At 62.1% G+C, this 17,760-nt stretch carries 14 protein-coding genes, 1 tRNA gene and 2 pseudogenes; 6 read left to right on the forward strand and 11 right to left on the reverse strand.

The window, feature by feature from the left end:
* Positions 1 to 34 precede the first annotated feature (34 nt).
* From metK to MR825_RS06445, 3 genes are all read left to right on the forward strand, one after another.
* Complete coding sequence (metK, locus tag MR825_RS06435; protein WP_287879625.1) at positions 35 to 1,216, forward strand: methionine adenosyltransferase; 1,182 nt, start codon at positions 35 to 37, stop codon at positions 1,214 to 1,216.
* 485 nt (positions 1,217 to 1,701) lie between these two features.
* A complete protein-coding gene (locus MR825_RS06440; protein WP_287879628.1) occupies positions 1,702 to 2,823 on the forward strand; it encodes a glycosyltransferase family 4 protein in 1,122 nt (373 codons plus the stop codon).
* A 6-nt stretch (positions 2,824 to 2,829) separates the two neighbouring features.
* Entirely contained in the window at positions 2,830 to 4,368 is a 1,539-nt protein-coding gene (locus MR825_RS06445; RefSeq protein ID WP_256174777.1) for an O-antigen ligase family protein, read from the forward strand.
* A 54-nt stretch (positions 4,369 to 4,422) separates the two neighbouring features.
* Here MR825_RS06445 and MR825_RS06450 read toward each other — a convergent pair whose 3' ends face one another.
* Together MR825_RS06450 and MR825_RS06455 are read right to left on the reverse strand one after the other, a co-directional pair.
* Positions 4,423 to 5,790 carry an MATE family efflux transporter gene (locus MR825_RS06450; RefSeq protein WP_287879632.1) on the reverse strand — a complete coding sequence of 456 codons (1,368 nt, stop codon included), beginning with the start codon at positions 5,788 to 5,790 and terminating at the stop codon, positions 4,423 to 4,425.
* Positions 5,791 to 5,961: 171 nt separating this feature from the next.
* Positions 5,962 to 6,405, reverse strand: coding sequence for a metal-dependent transcriptional regulator (locus MR825_RS06455; RefSeq protein WP_186907919.1), 444 nt, complete (start codon positions 6,403 to 6,405; stop codon positions 5,962 to 5,964).
* Between the two features lie 107 nt (positions 6,406 to 6,512).
* On the opposite strand from MR825_RS06455, the gene MR825_RS06460 reads away from it, so the two are divergent.
* Together MR825_RS06460 and feoB are read left to right on the forward strand one after the other, a co-directional pair.
* The gene (locus MR825_RS06460) at positions 6,513 to 6,785 is read left to right on the forward strand and encodes a FeoA family protein (RefSeq protein ID WP_186907918.1); all 273 of its coding nucleotides are present in this window, start codon (positions 6,513 to 6,515) and stop codon (positions 6,783 to 6,785) included.
* Between the two features lie 26 nt (positions 6,786 to 6,811).
* Positions 6,812 to 8,962, forward strand: coding sequence for a ferrous iron transport protein B (feoB, locus tag MR825_RS06465; RefSeq protein ID WP_256174775.1), 2,151 nt, complete (start codon positions 6,812 to 6,814; stop codon positions 8,960 to 8,962).
* Between the two features lie 195 nt (positions 8,963 to 9,157).
* On the opposite strand, the pseudogene MR825_RS06470 reads toward feoB, so the two are convergent.
* Positions 9,158 to 9,325: pseudogene (locus tag MR825_RS06470) on the reverse strand (relaxase/mobilization nuclease domain-containing protein); the annotation flags it as partial.
* A gap of 26 nt (positions 9,326 to 9,351) precedes the next feature.
* Between MR825_RS06470 and MR825_RS06475 the strand changes: the two are divergent.
* A pseudogene (locus MR825_RS06475) lies at positions 9,352 to 9,651 on the forward strand (transposase); the annotation flags it as partial.
* 349 nt (positions 9,652 to 10,000) lie between these two features.
* Here MR825_RS06475 and MR825_RS06480 read toward each other — a convergent pair.
* From MR825_RS06480 to grpE, 8 genes are all read right to left on the reverse strand, one after another.
* A tRNA-Arg gene (locus tag MR825_RS06480) sits at positions 10,001 to 10,077 on the reverse strand.
* Between the two features lie 96 nt (positions 10,078 to 10,173).
* Positions 10,174 to 10,689, reverse strand: a complete 516-nt coding sequence (locus MR825_RS06485) for a DUF6512 family protein (RefSeq protein WP_287879636.1) — start codon at positions 10,687 to 10,689, stop codon at positions 10,174 to 10,176.
* Between the two features lie 67 nt (positions 10,690 to 10,756).
* Positions 10,757 to 11,194 (reverse strand): ribose 5-phosphate isomerase B, encoded by a 438-nt coding sequence (gene rpiB, locus MR825_RS06490; RefSeq protein WP_287879638.1) that lies wholly within the window; start codon positions 11,192 to 11,194, stop codon positions 10,757 to 10,759.
* A 14-nt stretch (positions 11,195 to 11,208) separates the two neighbouring features.
* On the reverse strand, positions 11,209 to 12,000 hold the full coding sequence (locus tag MR825_RS06495) for a histidinol-phosphatase HisJ family protein (RefSeq protein ID WP_287879641.1): 792 nt from the start codon (positions 11,998 to 12,000) through the stop codon (positions 11,209 to 11,211).
* 43 nt (positions 12,001 to 12,043) lie between these two features.
* Positions 12,044 to 13,969 (reverse strand): phospholipid carrier-dependent glycosyltransferase, encoded by a 1,926-nt coding sequence (locus tag MR825_RS06500; RefSeq protein ID WP_287879643.1) that lies wholly within the window; start codon positions 13,967 to 13,969, stop codon positions 12,044 to 12,046.
* Between the two features lie 56 nt (positions 13,970 to 14,025).
* The gene (gene dnaJ / locus MR825_RS06505; RefSeq protein WP_186907911.1) at positions 14,026 to 15,192 is read right to left on the reverse strand and encodes a molecular chaperone DnaJ; all 1,167 of its coding nucleotides are present in this window, start codon (positions 15,190 to 15,192) and stop codon (positions 14,026 to 14,028) included.
* A gap of 96 nt (positions 15,193 to 15,288) precedes the next feature.
* Complete coding sequence (gene dnaK, locus MR825_RS06510) at positions 15,289 to 17,151, reverse strand: molecular chaperone DnaK (RefSeq protein WP_186907910.1); 1,863 nt, start codon at positions 17,149 to 17,151, stop codon at positions 15,289 to 15,291.
* A gap of 122 nt (positions 17,152 to 17,273) precedes the next feature.
* Positions 17,274 to 17,760 (reverse strand): nucleotide exchange factor GrpE (grpE, locus tag MR825_RS06515; protein WP_287879646.1); only part of this gene is annotated, 487 nt, incomplete at its 5' end.

Raw genomic sequence — 17,760 nt, forward strand, 5'->3', positions numbered from 1 at the left:
GGCTCCCTCCAGAAAAAGAAAGGAAGAAAGAACTATGGCAAAGCGACTGTTTACCTCCGAGTCCGTTACCGAGGGGCATCCCGATAAGGTGTGCGACCAGATCTCCGACGCCGTCCTGGACGACATCCTGGCCGCCGACCCCACCGCCCACGTGGCCTGCGAGACCTTTACCACCACCGGCATCGTGACGGTGATGGGCGAGATCACCACCAAGCACTATACCGACATCCCCGCCATCGTCCGCCGCACGGTGGAGCGCATCGGCTATACCGACCCCAGCTACGGCTTTGATTACCGCTCCTGCGCGGTGATGACCGCCATCGACGAGCAGTCCCCCGACATCGCCATGGGCGTCAACCAGTCCTATGAGGCCCAGAACGGCGGCGTGGACGCGGCCGACCGGATCGGCGCCGGCGACCAGGGCATGATGTTCGGGTATGCCTGCGACGAGACCCAGGAGCTGATGCCCGCCCCCATCTCTATGGCCCACCAGCTCTCCCGCAAGCTTGCCGAGGCGCGCAAGACCGGCGAACTGACCTGGCTGCGGCCCGACGGCAAGAGCCAGGTCACCGTGGAGTATGACGACGATGGCCGCGTGCTGCGCTGCCCGGCCATCGTGGTGTCCACCCAGCACGACCCGGATATCGCCCTCAAGGATCTGCGGGAGGCCATTGTGGAGACCATCATCAAGCCGGTCATCCCCGCCAAGTATATCGACCGGGGGACCAAGTTTTATGTCAATCCCACCGGGCGCTTCGTTGTGGGCGGCCCCGTGGGCGACACCGGCCTGACCGGGCGCAAGATCATCGTGGACACCTACGGCGGCTCCGCTGCCCACGGCGGCGGCTGCTTCTCCGGCAAGGATCCCACCAAGGTGGACCGCTCCGCCGCGTATATGGCCCGCTATGTGGCCAAGAACATCGTGGCCGCCGGCCTGGCCCGCAAGTGCCAGATCGAGCTGGCTTACGCCATCGGCGTGGCCCATCCCGTCTCCGTTCTGGTGGATACCTACGGCACCGGCGTGCTGAGCGAGGAGAAGCTCTCCGCGATCGTGAACGAGTGCTTTGACCTGCGCCCCGCCAAGATCATCGAGCACCTGGATCTGCGCCGTCCCATCTACGAGCAGACCGCCGCCTACGGCCACTTCGGCCGCACCGATATCGACCTGCCCTGGGAGCACACGGACATGGTGGAGAAGCTCAAGAGCTACCGGTAAGAAAGGGCGGGCGGAGTTCCACCGGACCCTCCCGTGCGACCGGGCGCGCAAGCGCCCCGCGCCTGCGGCGCGTACAAGCGTTTTGCGAAGCAAAGCCTTGCCGCAGGGCGGATTTCCTCCGCCCGAGGAAGTCAAAGCAAAGGGGCCCCAGAAAGGATTCCTTTCGTGGGGAGCGCACACGGACATGGTGGCGAAGCGCAAGAGCTACCGGTAAGAAGGGGCGGGCGGAGTTCCGACGGACCCTCCCGTGCGACCGGGCGCGCAAGCGCCCCGCGCCTGCGGCGCATACAAGCGTTTTGCGAAGCAAAACCTTGCCGCAGGGCGGATCTGCTCCGCCCGGGGAAGTCAAAGCAAAGGGGCCCGCCGCAGCTGCGGCGGGCCTTCGCTGTTTGAAAAGCAGGTTGATTTCCCCGGCGGTTTCCTGTAGAATGGGAGACGCGGATCGGAAGTCCGCGCCTACTATGGGAAAAAGGGGGTATCCTTCTATGACGAAGGTGCTCTATCTGCTCAACTTCGCCGGGAAGGCGGGGACGGAGCGGTATGTGGAGACTCTGGTGAACTATCTCTCGGCCGACGGACTGGTCCAGCCCTTTTTTGCCTATCATGAGGGCGGCCTGCTGGTGGAGCGGCTGGAGGAGATGGGCGTACCCTGCCGGCGTGTGGAGATGCGCCGCCGCTTCGACTACAAGGCGGCCCGCGACCTGGCGGCCCTGTGTGCCGAGTGGGGGATCGATCTGGTCCACTGCCATTACCTGCGGGAGCACTACACCGCCCTGCTGGCCAAGAAATACAATCCGCATATCCGGGTGGTGTACACCAATCATTTCGTCCTGGCCAACGATGCGGTGACCCGCTTCACCAACCGCATTCTGGATAAGCGCCAGGATCAGATGATCGCCGTGTGCAACAAGGGAAAAGAGCAGCTCATCGCCAACGGCTGGAGCGGGGAGCGCATCCAGGTCATCTTCAACGCCGTGGATCTGGACGCCTGGGCGGGCGAGCGCTCGCAGTCCACCCTCCGCGCCGAACTGGGGCTGGACGAGGGACGTTTTGTGATGCTCTGCGCCTCCCGCTTTGCCGACGACAAGGGGCACCGCTACCTCATCGATTCGGTGAAGCGCCTGACCCAGCGGACGGACAAGCCCTTTACGCTGGTGCTGGCGGGGGACGGCCCGCTGCTGGAGCCCACCAAGGCGCAGGTAAAGCAGCTGGCTTTGGAGGATCGCGTCAAATTCATCGGCTTCCGCAAGGATATCAAGAACCTCTACAAGGGCTCCGACCTGTATGTGAACGCCTCCCGGCACGAGGCGCTGTCCTTCCTTATCATCGAGGCCATGGCGGCGGGCCTGCCCGTTATCGCCACCGACATGGGGGGCAATTCCGACATTGTGAACGACGAGGCGGGCTGCGGACTGCTGGTGGAATATGATAACCCCGATTCCATGGCGGCCGCGATGGAGCGCTTTTTGGAGGACCCCTCCTTTACGGATGCATGCCGGGAAAATGCCCGCAGGACCATCGAGGCGAAATTTGAGGTTCATAAAATGGCCCGTGCCACCTTCGGCGTCTATGAAAAGGCGCTCCACGACGGATTCCAAGGAGTATAAAAACTGATGTCAATTACGGAAAACAGCTGGTTCCTGCGCGTTTTTCTGGCCGCCTGGCTGGGGCTGAAACAGGCGGGAGCCAATAGCGTCCTGGGCCGCGCCCTGGACCGGGTGGGAGAATGGTTTTGCCTACAGGCCAAGAACAGCGTGATCTGGAATGCGCTGTGGCGGGAGGGCGCGGTCTCCCGGCGCTGGCCGGACAGCATTGCCTGCCGTGTGTTCACGGCCATCCTGAACATCCCCTGCGCACTGGTAAAATGGATCTACCAACTGGGGCGGGACATCTGGGCGGGCAGCCTGTTCTGCCGCCTCATCGCCGCGCTGGGCGGCGCCACATCTTTTTTTGTGGGCGTGTTCCTGCTGGTGATGCTGGCGGCGCCCCATTCCCTTTGGAACAATGCCTACGGCTTTGCCGCCGCGGCAGGCCTTTTGGGCCTGTTCGTGATCGGCAGCGCCTCCCGGCCGAAGAACCGCCTGGAGCTGGACCGGCTGGGGCCCTATATGACCCTCTATCTGGCCTTCCTCTGCATTGCGCTGGCGGGGTCCCTGTCCACCCATCTGTCCATGCGGTTTTTCTTCTTCCACCTGACGGGTTTCCTCCTGGTGCTGGTGCTGGTCAGTTCCGTGCGCCGGTACGAGCAGCTCCAGCTGGTGGTGGCCCTGGCGGTGCTGGGCATCTCGGTGGCCGCCCTGTACGGCTGCTATCAGGGCTACGTCGGTGTGGAGGTGGTCCCCTCCCAGCAGGATATGACGCTCAATGCCGATATGCCGGGGCGGGTCTATTCCTTCTTCGACAACCCCAACAACTTTGCCGAACAGCTGGTGATGCTCCTGCCGCTGGATCTGGCCCTTTTTCTGAATTCCCATTGGCGGGGTAAGGTGTTCTCGCTGTTCTCCCTGTGTGCGGGCGTGGCCGCCATCGGCTTTACCTACTCCCGCTCCGGCTGGATCGGACTGGCCCTGGCGGTGGTGGTATTTCTGGCCCTGCTGGATTGGCGCTTTGTACCCCTCATCCTGCTGGTGGGCTTGGCGGCCATCCCGTTCCTGCCCGAGACCATTTACAACCGCATCCTCACCATCGGCAATACCAGGGACACCTCCACCCGCTACCGGTTTGAGATCTATCAGACCACCAAGAATCTGATGGAAGACTATTGGGCCCGCGGCGTGGGCCTGGGCAGCGATGTGATGAAAAAGGTGTTCCAGACCTACCCCACCATCTTCGACGGCAGCTATCCCATCCACACCCACAACAACTATCTGCAGATGTGGGGCGAGACCGGGATACTGGGCCTGCTCGCCTTCCTGGCGCTGCTCCTCTGGCAGCTCAAAAGCGGGGTAAAAGCCTTCTGCGCCGCGGCGGACGTGCGCCTCAGGCGGCTGCTGGCGGCGGCGATCGGCGGCTTCTGCGGTATTTTGGTCATCGGACTGGCCGAATACACCTGGTTCTATCCCCGCAATATGTTCACCTGGTGGTTCCTCTTCGGCGTTATCGCGGCCTGCGTCAAGCTGGCGCACCTCCAGAAGGACAAAAGAACGGCATGACGCGAACGGAAAGGCCCCCCTGATGCAGCGCATCAGGGGGGCCTTTTGGAGCGTCTATTCCTCATCCGGCATGGGCTTGACGAGCGTTCGATAGGCGTGCGCCAACAGGAAGACGGACAGCGCCAGCGTGACGACCTCCGCGATGGGGAAGGCCCACCAGATGGATTCCAGGGTGCCGCGGAGGGAGAGCAGCCAGGCCACGGGCAGCAGCACGATCAGTTGGCGTGTGAAGGAGATCATCATGCTCTGCACGCCCTTCCCCAGCGCCTGGAGGGTGGAGATGCTGATGATGCTGCCGCTGGCCAGCAGGAAGCTGATGCTGATGATGCGCAGGGCGGGCACGCCGATGGAGAGCATGGTGTCCGACGCGTCGAACAGGCGGAGGATGGGGGCGGGAAGGAGCTGGAAGACCAAAAAGCCTGCTATCATAATGCAGAGAGCCAGCAGGAAGGCGAATTTCACCGTGCCGACCAGCCGTTTTTTCTTCTGCGCGCCCAGATTGTAGGAGACGATGGGCACCATGCCGTTGTTCAGGCCAAAGATCGGCATAAAGGCAAAGGACTGCACCTTGAAGTAGATGCCGAACACGGCGGTGGCGGTGGAGGTAAAGGAGGTAAGGATCTGATTCATGCCGAAGGTCATCACCGAGCCGATGGAGCTGAGGAGGATGGAAGGCACGCCCACGGCATAAATCCGGCGGATCACCGCGCCGTTGGGGCGAAAGCCCCGCAGCCTGGGATGGATCTCCGGATTATGGCGGATGTTGTAATACAGCGCCAGCACAGCCCCCACGCACTGCCCGATCACCGTGGCAAGGGCGGCCCCGGCCACACCCATCTCGGGGAAGGGGCCGATGCCGAAGATCATCAGGGGGTCCAGTACGATATTGATGACCGCGCCCAGCCCCTGGGTGATCATGGTATAGAAGGTGCGTCCGGTGGACTGGAGCAGACGCTCCAGCATGATGGCGGCAAACATGCCGACGGAGAGCCCGCCCACCAGGCGCAGATAGGACACGCCGTAGGAAATGATCTCGGGATCGTCGATCTGGATGGCCATAAAGGGCTGCGCCAACGTCAGAGAGAGGACCAGAACGGCCAGATAGCTGAGCAGCGAGAGAAACACACCATTCTCCGCCGTCTGGTCGGCGAGCGCGAAGTTCTTTTCGCCCAGGCTGCGGGAGAGCAGGGCGTTGACGCCCACGGCGGTCCCAACGCCGATGGAGATCATCAGGTTTTGAAAGGGAAAGACCAGGGATACGGCCGTCAGCGCGCTCTCGCTGATCTGGGCCACGAAAATGCTGCCCACAACGTTATACAGGGCCTGTACCAGCATGGAGATCATCATGGGCAGGGCCATGGTGATCAGCAGGCGGCGCACCGGCATCACGCCCATCTTATTCTCTTGTGCAGTTTGCGGCATGCTTTTCCCTCCAAAGGCGGGCCTTGCAGGGCCCGCGGCAGTCGATTCAAACGATTTGTTATCATTCTAACAGATGAAACGGATATGTCAATGCGCTGCCGTGCGGTTTGTCGGAAATAGACAGAACGGCCCGGGAAGGCTCCCGGGCCGTTCTGTGCCTTTTGGCGCATGCTATTCCGCCGGAGCAGCGCTTTCCAGCCGGGACAGCAGGATATCCAGATTGTGCACGGTGCTCTCGTTGAGATAGTGTTCCACCTGCTCCACCTGTTCCAACTCATCCGTGGAGCCGTTGACCAGACAAAAGAACCGGTGGAGCACGTCGTGCCGGTAGAGCAGGTAACGGCCGATCTCCCAGCCTCGCTGAGTGGGTTGGATGAGACCGTACTTCTCAAAGGTCACCAGACCCTGCTCCCGCAGCTGATAGACCATCTTGGAGGCGGAGGAGGGGCGTACGTTGAGCCGCCCGGCCAAAAAGTTGATGCGCACGTACCCCTCCGCCCGGGCCTGGCGGCAGATCATCTCCAGGTAATCTTCCATAGCGCCGGTCATTTGCTGCTGTTTGCGCATCTGATAGCCCTTTTGAGTGTAAAAATCCGCCTGTTCCGTCTGGGACATACGCGCGCACCTCCCATTCCGGCGGCACCTTTTGCCGCACGGCACAATAAGATAGGGTGCGGAAACAAAGTTTCCTTACACCAACTTATGGCAAGGGGATTTGAGATATGAGCGAATATTCTCTCAGCGCCCTGCGGGTCGGGCAGAGCGCCTACGTAGCGGAGATCCAGGCCGATGAGGCCATGCGCCGCCGGCTGCTGGATCTGGGCCTGATCCGGGGCACCCGGGTCACCTGCACCGCCAAAAGTCCCGCCGGGGACCCGGCGGCGTATCTGATCCGGGGCGCGGTCATCGCCCTGCGGGGCCGGGACGCCCGGGGCGTCCGGCTGGAGGGGCTCTGCCCGGAGCGTGCCCCGGCGGGCCGGACTGCACTGGCCTGAACGCAGTAAGGGGGGAGGAGCTGGCGATGGGATTGACCAATACCTCCACCGGCGCGGGCGCGGTGGACGGCGGGCTGGTGCTCCAAAAGAACCGGCCGGAGGACCGGGTGATCGCCCTGGCGGGGAACCCCAATGTGGGCAAGTCCACAGTCTTCAACGCGCTGACCGGGCTCCGGCAGCATACGGGAAATTGGCCGGGAAAGACCGTGGCCAACGCGCAGGGACAGTGTGAGCACCGGGAACGGGGCTACGTGCTGGTGGATCTGCCGGGTACGTATTCCCTCATGGCCCACTCGGCGGAAGAAGAGGTGGCGCGGGATTTTCTCTGCTTCGGCGGCGCGGACGCGGCGGTCGTGGTGTGCGACGCCACCTGTCTGGAGCGCAATCTGAATTTGGTCCTGCAGACGCTGGAGCTGGAACCGCGGTGCGTGGTGTGCGTCAACCTGCTGGATGAGGCCCGAAAAAAAGGGATCCGGGTGGATCTGGAGGGCCTCGCCCGGCGGCTGGGGGTGCCGGTGGTGGGTACGGCGGCCGGGCGGGGCGAGGGGCTGGAGGAATTGATGGACGCGGTGGCGGAGCTGACCGCCGCGCCGGAAGCGCCGGCGCCGCCGCCGGTGCGCTACCTGCCGCCCATCGAGGCCGCGGTGGAGCAGCTGCGTCCGCTGCTGGAAACACGGCTGGCCGGACGGCTGAGCGCACGCTGGACGGCCCTGCGGCTGCTGGATCAGGACGCTGCGCTGCTGGAGCGCCTGTCGGAAACGCTGGGCTGGGACGTGCGGCGGGACGAGGCGCTACAGAAAGCGCTGGAGGGCGCACGGGGCGTTCTGGCCCGGTCCGGGCTCGGCGCAAAGGAACTCAGGGATTGCCTGGTCTCGCGGCTGGTTTTGACCGCGGAGGAGCTGTGCGCCGGTGTGGTCTCCTGTGAGCGGGAGGAGCGCCTGGAACGGGACCGCAAGCTGGACCGCCTGCTCACATCCCGCGCCACCGGGATTCCTCTGATGCTTCTGCTGCTGGCCGGGGTGTTCTGGCTGACCATCCAGGGCGCCAATTACCCGTCGCAGCTGCTCTCTGCGGGCCTGTTCTGGGTCCAGGACCGGTTGAGTGACCTGCTTACCGCTCTGAATGCCCCGGCATGGCTCCATGGGGCGCTGGTGTTGGGGGTGTACCGGGTACTGGCCTGGGTGGTCTCGGTGATGCTGCCCCCTATGGCCATCTTTTTCCCTCTGTTCACCCTGCTGGAGGACTTCGGTTATCTGCCGCGGGTGGCCTTCGTGCTGGACCATGCATTTCAAAAGGCCAGCGCCTGCGGCAAGCAGGCGCTGACCATGGCCATGGGCTTTGGTTGCAACGCGGCCGGCGTGGTGGGCTGCCGCATCATTGATTCGCCCCGCGAACGGCTTATCGCCATCCTGACCAACAATTTTGTTCCCTGTAACGGGCGCTTTCCCACTCTGATCGCAATCATTACCATGTTTTTTGTGGGGACCGGAGCGGGTATGGGACGGGGCGTGCTGTCGGCGCTGCTGCTGACCGGGGTCATCCTGCTGGGGGTCTTTCTCACCTTCTGGGTGTCCCGGCTGCTGTCCGGTACCATCCTGAAGGGCGTGCCCTCCTCCTTTACGCTGGAGCTTCCGCCCTACCGGCGGCCGCGCATCGGGCAGGTCATCGTCCGCTCGGTGCTGGACCGGACCCTGTTCGTGCTGGGGCGGGCGGTGTCCGTTGCGGCCCCGGCGGGGCTGCTGATCTGGCTGTGCGCCAATGTTCGGGTGGGCGGGGGCAGCATCCTGGACTGGTGCACCGGATTTTTGGACCCCTTCGCCCGGCTGCTGGGGCTGGACGGAGTCATCCTGATGGCCTTCCTCCTGGGCTTTCCGGCCAATGAGATCGTGCTGCCCATCATTATCATGGCCTATCTCTCCAGCGGCTCCCTGCTGGCGCTGGATGATCTGGAGGCCCTGCGGGCGCTGCTGGTGGACAACGGCTGGACCTGGCTGACGGCGGTGTGCACCATGCTCTTTTCCCTGGTCCACTGGCCCTGCTCCACGACCTGCCTGACCATTGGGAAGGAGACGGGCAGCGCCAAATGGACCCTGGTCTCCATCCTGCTGCCCACCGGCATCGGGATGCTGGTCTGCTTTTCGGTTGCCACCACGGCCCGTCTGCTGGGCCTGGCCTGAAAAACGAAGAGCGCCCCGGTCCCGACCGCTTTTGCGGCTGGGGCCGGGGCGTTTTGCGCCTAAAGGTTTCTTTGATCTTTCGCCGCACCTGATTTGACAATCCGCCAAAAGCCTTTTCCCACTGTTTCTGCAGATCCGATTTTGAAAAATGTGCCAGCAGGCTGGAGGTGTACCGCTATATCAATGAAAACACTCTGTTGCCGAAGCCGCTTTTTTCTCCAACTGCTCATATTCCAGAAGGTTATTATCCTGCAAATAGGCAAGGGCTGCGGCCATCTGTTTTAGATTGAATACCTTAGCCCACCGTTCATATCCCGGCCCTTTTCGTTGAAGCTTTGATTGAATGTCGATAGCCAGACTAACCGTGCGGCGGTTCTGCCCGGTGCGCTTATGCTCTCGGAGTCAAGAGCTGGCGGGTAAACTGGCCTGAGCTTTCGACTATGTTCAAGTATCCTCCTGAAATTCGCACGCTCATTTACACGACCAATGCCATTGAGAATTTCAATCGCCAGCTGCGCAAGGTGACAAAGACGAAGAGCGCCTTTGTTTCCGATGACGCTCTGATGAAAATTCTGTATTTGGCGACGATCAACATCACTGAAAAATGGACGATGCCCATCCGTAATTGGGGCACGATTCTCGACCATCTCATGATTTATTTCGGCCACAGGGTGCCAATCACCCTCTAATTGCATTTCACCTGCCTTCGGTCTTTACACAGAATTTTACGCACTACCTATATTCCATTAATACAATGTCTGCATAAATTATGGTTCGTCGTTTATAATAGTCAATTTAACCTTTCACAATCCTCACTCTACCCCTTCTTCGCTCCCCCAACATCCACTCTCACCCACCCCCGGATACCCTGTGCTGGTGTCCGGGGGATGTTTTTTGGTGCGCCGTGCTGTAAAATTTCGCAGATTTTTAACCTCAAACGCTAAGTTTAACCTCGAAAATTGGTATCATATTAGCACATAACACATTAAACGAAAACAAAAGAAAACCCTGTAACCGTTGAGATTACAAGGTTTTCTTTGGTACGCCCGAAGGGACTCGAACCCCCAGCCTTCAGAACCGGAATCTGACGCTCTATCCAATTGCGCTACGGGCGCGCAAGGCACGCTTATCAACGTGCCTGATTATTATAGCAATCTTTTTCGCGTTTGTAAAGCAAAATTTTCGGAACGACAACCATTCCTTTTTTCAATTCAGCAGGGGAGCGTATACCAAGTATTGACGGCGGTGAGGTCAAGGAAGAGCGGGCCGGATGGCGGCAGGAACGTAAACAGCAGAATGGCGGCGCCCAGGGCAACGGCCAGCAGCAGCCAAAGTCCTCGCCGGGCGAGCGGAAACTGCCGGAGCAGGCCAGGCAGCAGGAACGCCGCCGCCATGGTCAGCACATACAGCGCCACGTCAAAAAACAGCGCTTCACCGCCCAAAATGATATGATACAGCCAACCTGCGGCCAACGCCGCAGCACAGCACAGCAGCAGCGTAAAGGCGCGGACGCGCAGGGTATCCCAGCCCTCGTTCCGCGCCAGCAGAAGGCTGGCGGCCAGATAGGGCCAATACAGCAGCTTCAGGTGTTCCCACAGGCTCTCCTGCACGGGAGAAAAGCAGGCGGTGACGGCGTTTGGAAACAGCGCGTAGACAAAGTGGAGACAGGCTCCGGCCAGCGTAGCGACCACAAACAGCAGCAGCGCAGATTTGGACAGACGGGACATGACGATACCCCCTCATTTCTTCTCATTTGGAGGGTATGCCTGTCTGTCCGGGAATAGACCGGGGAAATTATCCCTCGATGGACATTACCTTATCCACGCGGCGCTGGTGGCGGCCGCCCTCGAATGCGGTGGAGAGGAACACATCCACGATGCGCTCGGCCATATTGGGGCCGATCATGCCGCCGCCCAGGGCCAGCATGTTGGCGTCGTTGTGCCGCCGGGTCATCTCGGCCGAAAACGGTTCGGAGCACAGCGCGCAGCGGATGCCGCGGACCTTGTTGGCGGAAATGGAGATGCCGATACCGGTGGTGCAGATGACGATGCCCCGCTCACACCGGCCGGAGGCCACGGCTTCCGCCGCCGAACGGCCGAAGTCGGGGTAATCGCAGCTCTGTGTGGAATCCGTCCCGCAGTCTTCCACCAGACAGCCCTTGTTCTCCAGATAGGTCTTGAGATGCTGCTTGAGCGCAAAGCCGCCGTGGTCGCTGCCCATTGCAATTTTCATGTTTCATATCCTCCTTACAGCCGGTGCAGTTCCGGCTTTCGTTTTTCATAGGTGGCAAGATAGCGGAAGCCGGTCTGCTGCAGCAGCGCGCAGGCCTCCGATATCCCCAGACCCACGTGCTCCGGCAGGTGTGCGTCCGAGCCTACGGTGACGATCTCGCCGCCGCAGTCCCGGTAGAGCTCCAGAATGGGCCGCCAGTCGGCAATGGTCCGGCCGCGGTAGGTGTTTATCTCAATGCCGCGGCCGCCCTCCGCCACCTTGCGCAGGATCGTGCGGATCGTCTCCCGGTAACGCTCCAGAGAGACTGGGATGTGCATGTACCGCAGCGGGTAGATGATATGCCCCAGCACATCGTACAGATCGCTGGAGGCCAGAACGGACATGGAGGCAAAATAGTCGTCCAGGGCGGCATAGCAGGCGTCCGCGTCCGGATAATCAACAAAATAGAAATCGCGCCCGCCGCGCGCGGGACTTAGGTTGTGGACGGAACCGATGACAAAGTCCAGCTCCGGCAGGGAAAGGATCTGCTCTGCGGCCGTACGGTCCACATGGGGAACGCCAAATTCCAGACCAAGCCTGAGGTTCAACCGGCCCTGGAACATGGGGACGGTCTCGCGGAACTGGGATACTGCGGCAGGCCAGTTGTAGCCGTACACGCGCCCGCCGTCCTGGTCCATCAGGTCGCAGTGATCGGTGATGCAAAGCTCTCCCAGACCCGCCGCCACGGCGGCATCCGCCATCCGGGCCAGGGGCACGTTTCCGTCCGGAGAGAGGACGCTGTGCGTATGATAATCCGTAAGAAGCATGGGTGAGAAACCTCCAGAAAAAAGTGAGCGAGGCCCCAAAGCCTCAGAAGGGCCAGGAAGGGAACCAGCGCAGGAAGCAGGTGGTATACCATGTGGGTACCGTAATGCCCACCAGTACGGGATAGAACATGGCATAGAGGACCGCGGCGCCGCCGGTCAGGGCATAGACGGCAGGTTTCCAGCGGACGGCGTCCTCCCGTTCCGCCAGGTCGTGGAACACATAACACAGCGCCAGGATCAGGAAGATCACAGAGGGGAAATAATGATAAGCGAAGGTGATGCGCCCGATCAGGAACCAGGGGGCCAGCTGGGACAGATAGCCCACCAGGATGAAGAGGGCCTTGCCGCAGCGGCGCTGGACCATGCGCACGGCGACGGCGATCATGGCCAGCAGGCCGCCCCAGCAGACCACCGGGTTGAGGAAGGCCCCGAACCGGGTGGTGTAGCCGGGCAGGGAGGAGTCCAGATAGTAGAGGATGGGACGGATGTCCAAGATCCACTGATACCAGCGGGAGGAATAGGGGTGTGTGTCCACCACGCCCTTATGGTAAGAGAACATATACTTCTGATTCTCCCACATCACGCCCAGCCAGCCGCTCAGACTGGTGTCCCCCTTGGCTTGGGCGTAGGGGTAATAGGAGAGCACATAGATGACGGCCGGGATCAGGGCAAAGCACAGCACCGAAAAGGCCAGAAGCCGGAACGTCCAGGCGGTACGGGCGTGACGCTCTTCCCGGGGCCAATCCCGCAGCTTCTGGTACAGTCCGATGAAGTACAGCAGCGCCAGTCCCACACAGCCGTAGATCACCGTCCACTTGGAGGCTGCGCCGATCCCCCAGAACAAGCCGGAGAGGAACAGCGGCAGAGCACACTTCCGAAAGGGGGCGCCGGCGGGCAGGGTGAGATAGCGGTATAGAAAATAGTACATCAGCAGGATGAAGAACACCCCGTAAGTGTCGATGGTACCGATGCGGGTCTGGGTCAGGTGCATAAAGTCGGCAGCCAGCAGCACGGTGCCGCAGGCGGCCACCGCCGTCCTGCCGAACAGGTTTTTCAGAAACACATACAGCAGCGGCAGCATGGCCGCGCCGAACAGGGTGCCCATGAAGCGCCAGCCGAAGGGCGTCATCCCAAACAGGCGGATGCCAAGACCGAGGATCAGCTTCCCCAGCGGCGGGTGAGAGATCTCGTAGGGGGACACCCCTTCGATGTGCTCCAACGCAGTGCGGGGGTGGTAGATCTCGTCGAAATAGGCTGAATTGAACCAGGAGATCGCGTCTGGGACCGTGTCCTGCTCATCCAGAAGCGGCTCGGCGGAGTCGTTTGTGGAGACCCGTGTTCCGTTGTGGTCGAAGAGGGCCAGCTCCCCCAGCTCCAGCAGACCCTTGTCGGAGCGCCCCGTGAGGCGCAGATACCGGACGTACTGGGGATTTTCCGGGGCCAGTTCAATCCATTTAAAGAGCTGATTGTAGTTCTGGGACATGGCGTAGCTGGGTTCATATCCGGCGGCATCGGCCCAGTAGTAGGAGGTGACGCTGCCGCTTTCATCGGTTCGGGACCAGAGGGTGGACCAATGCGCTCCATCGGCGGAGATCTCCAGATTGTATTCTCCAGTGCCCAGATTTGGAAAATACCAGAGGTTCGCTACATAGACCTCCTGAGGCAGAACGATGGTATGGCTTTCCGTGCCGCCCAGATCCAGGGCGGACTGAGGCGCTTTCATGGAGCCCAGCTGAGCGAAAGCGGTCAATGCATAGAGCGCCGTGATCACAAACAGAGGCAGCGCATCCCGGCGCGCCATAGGGTGGCATTTGCCTGCAAAGGTGAAGCGGCGCCTGGGTACGGACCCGCTGGAACCAGGAGCGGCCAGCGGCGTGCGGGTGGCCTGCCAGTACCAGACGAAGAAATAGAACAGCGCCGCGATGGTCAGGACCGGGAACAGATATACGATAAAGCGGATGGGGCCCATGGCCGACACCTCCGAAACAGCTGAAATAGGGGACGGATCAGCATCCGTCCCCTATTTTATTTCTTTTTCTTCTTCTTGTCAAAAAAACCTTTCAGACCGTCCTCGGCAGCGGCGGGAATCTCGCCCATGGCCTGGCCATAGGCCTGCAGCGCCTCCTTCTGCTCATGGGTCAGACCGGTGGGAACCGTAACGTTCACAGTGACGTACTGGTCGCCCCGGCCCCGGCCGTTGACGCTGGGGATCCCCTTGCCCCGCAGACGGAAGGTAGCGCCGGGCTGCGTGCCCGCGGGCAGGCTCCACTTGACCTTGCCGTCGATGGTGGGCAGCTCCAGCTCTGCGCCCAAGGTGGCCTGGAGGAAGGAGACCGGCTGGTCCAGATAGACTGAGGTGCCGTCCCGCTTGAACAGGGGATGGGGACGCACGGTGACGCCGATGAGCAGGTCGCCCGCCGGACCGCCGTTTTTGCCCGCGCCGCCCTGGCCGCGCAGGGAGACCGCCTGGCCGTTATCGATGCCCGCGGGGATGTTGACGGTGATCTTCCGCTGCCGCCGCACACTCCCGCTGCCGCCGCAGGATTTGCAGGGAGAGTGGATGAGCTTGCCCGTGCCGCCGCACTTGGGGCAGGTGGCGGTGGTGGCGAAGGTAAAGGCCCCCCCGCCCCGCTGAATGCGCACGGTGCCGGCGCCGCGGCAGTCGGGGCAGATCTCTGCGGTGGTACCCGGCTCACAGCCGCTGCCCCTGCAGGCGTCGCAGGACTCGGTGCGGTTCAGGACGATCTCCTTCTCGCAGCCGAACGCGGCCTCCTCAAAGGAAATCGTCACCGAGGAGCGCAGGTTGTCGCCCTTCATGGGGCCGCTGCGGGCGCGGCCCGAGCCGCTGCCGCCGCCGAAGCCGCCGCCGAAGAAGGAGCCGAACAGATCGCCCAGGTCGAAGTCCCCGAAATCCGCGCCGGTAAAGCCGCCGCCGAAGCCGCCGCCCGCGCCGAAGTTGGGGTCCACCCCCGCATGGCCGAACTGGTCGTACTTGGCGCGTTTCTCCTTGTCGGAGAGGATCTCGTAGGCCTCGTTGACCTCTTTGAACTTGGCCTCGGCGGCCTTATCGCCGGGGTTCAGGTCCGGGTGGTACTGTTTGGCCAGCTTCCGGTAGGCCTTCTTGATCTCGTCGTCCGTGGCGCCCTTGGACACGCCGAGGACCTCGTAATAGTCTCTTTTTTGTTCAGGCATTGGTGTTCACCTCTTTACGCGGAAAGCGGCGGGGGCAAGCCCCCGCCCTACGTTTTGGTAGGGGGGCGATCTCCGCCCCGCCGCTTTTCGGATTCGTTACTTATTGTCGTCGTCCACGACCTCGTAGTCGGCGTCCACCACATTGGGGTCGGTATTGCTGCCGCCCGGAGCGCCGCCGGCAAAATTGGCGCCGCCCATGTCAGGGCCTGCCTGGCCGCCCTGAGGATTGGCCTGCTGGTACATCTTTTCCGCGATGGGATAGAAAGCCTTGCTGGCCTCCTCAGTGGCGGCCTTGATCGCCTCCACGTCGGTGCCCTTCATGGCGTCCTTCAGCTTGGTCAGCGCAGCCTCCACCGTGGCCTTGTCGCCGGCGTCGATCTTGTCCTTGGCGTCCTCCAGAGCCTTTTCGGTCTGGTAGATCACCTGGTCGGCCTGATTGCGGACGTCGATCTCTTCCTTCTTCTTGGCGTCCTCGGCGGCAAACTGCTCGGCCTCCTTGACGGCCTTGTCAATGTCCTCCTTGGACATGTTGGTGGAGGAGGTGATGGTGATGTGCTGCTCCTTGCCGGTGCCCAGATCCTTGGCGGATACGTTGACGATGCCGTTGGCGTCGATGTCGAAGGTGACCTCGATCTGAGGCACGCCGCGGCGGGCGGGGGCGATGCCGTCCAGGTTGAAGCGGCCCAGGGTCTTGTTGTACTGGGCCATCTCACGCTCGCCCTGGAGCACGTGGACCTCAACGGAGGTCTGGTTGTCGGCGGCGGTCGTGAACACCTGGCTCTTTTTGGCCGGGATGGTGGTGTTGCGCTCGATGAGCTTGGTCATCACGCCGCCCATGGTCTCGATGCCCAGGGACAGGGGGGTAACGTCCAGCAGCAGCAGGCCCTTCACGTCGCCCACCAGAACGCCGCCCTGCAGGGCCGCGCCGATGGCCACGCACTCGTCGGGGTTGATGCCCTTGAAGCCCTCTTTGCCGGTGAGCTTCTTGACCATGTCCTGAACCGCGGGGATACGGCTGGAGCCGCCCACCAGCAGGACCTTGGCCAGCTCGCCCGAGGAGAGGCCGGCGTCGCTCATCGCCTGCTTGACAGGGCCGGCGGTCGCCTCCACCAGATGGGCGGTCAGCTGGTCGAACTTGGCCCGGGTCAGGGTCAGGTCCAGGTGCTTGGGCCCGGTGGCGTCGGCGGTGATATAAGGCAGATTGATATTGGTGGAGGTGACGCCGGAAAGCTCGATCTTGGCCTTCTCGGCAGCCTCCTTCAGGCGCTGCATGGCCACCTTGTCGCCGCTCAGGTCGATGCCGGTGTCCTTCTTAAACTCGGCGGCCATCCAATCCATGACGCACTTGTCAAAGTCGTCGCCGCCCAGGCGGTTGTTGCCCGCGGTGGCCAGCACCTCGATCACGCCGTCGCCGACCTCCAGCACAGACACGTCGAAGGTGCCGCCGCCCAGGTCGTAGACCATGATCTTCTGGTCGGAGTCCTTGTCTACGCCGTAAGCCAGGGCTGCGGCGGTGGGCTCGTTGATGATACGCTTGACATCCAGGCCCGCGATGCGTCCGGCATCCTTGGTGGCCTGGCGCTGGGCGTCGGTAAAGTAGGCGGGCACAGTGATGACGGCTTCCGTGACGCTCTGGCCCAGATAGGCCTCGGCGTCCGCCTTGAGCTTGCCCAGCACCATGGCGGAGATCTCCTGGGGCGTATAATTCTTGCCGTCGATGGTCACCTTGTAGTTGGAGCCCATCTCACGCTTGATGGAAGAGATGGTCCGGTCGGGGTTGGTGATGGCCTGGCGCTTTGCCACCTGACCCACCATACGCTCGCCGTCCTTGGAGAAGGCCACCACGGACGGGGTGGTGCGGTTGCCCTCCGCGTTGGGGATGACAACGGCCTCGCCGCCCTCCATGACGGCGACGCAGGAGTTGGTCGTACCGAGATCGATACCGATGATTTTAGACATAATTCCGTTCCTCCAATATTTATCAGGGTTTTGTTTTAACAAAAGAAATCCGGGGCGCGGACGGGGCGCTTGGGCGTCCTGCTGCGCGCCCTCCGCGACGGGCGGCTGCTCCGCGCTTCGGGCTAGTTGGCGACCTTCACCATGGCAAAGCGGATGACCTTGTCGCCGGAGCGGAAGCCCGCCTGGAACACGTCCACGATGGTATTTTCTCCGGCTGCCTCGTCCTCCACATGCATCACGGCGTTGTGAAGATTGGGGTCGAAGGCCTCGCCCAGGGCGGGGATCTCCTCGATACCCAGCTTGGAGAGGACTTCCCGCAGCTGGGCCATGGTCATCTCCACGCCCTTCTTGTAGGCCTCGTCGCTGGTCTCCTGCTTGAGCGCCCGCTCCAGATTATCGTATACCGGCAGAAAAGCCGCGGCCGTCTCCGCCTTGGAGTCCGCCCAGGCGGATTCCTTTTCCTTCTGGCTGCGGCGGCGGTAATTATCGTACTCGGCGGCCAGGCGGAGAAATTTATCCTCCTGATCGGCCAGACTGTTTTTCAGGGTCTCCAGCTCCTCCAGCAGGGGATCGGGGACGTCCGTTCCGGCATCCGGCGCGGCGGCTCCG

This window comes from Lawsonibacter sp., assembly GCF_022777125.1.
Classification (GTDB): Bacteria; Bacillota; Clostridia; order Oscillospirales; family Oscillospiraceae; genus Lawsonibacter_A; species Lawsonibacter_A hominis.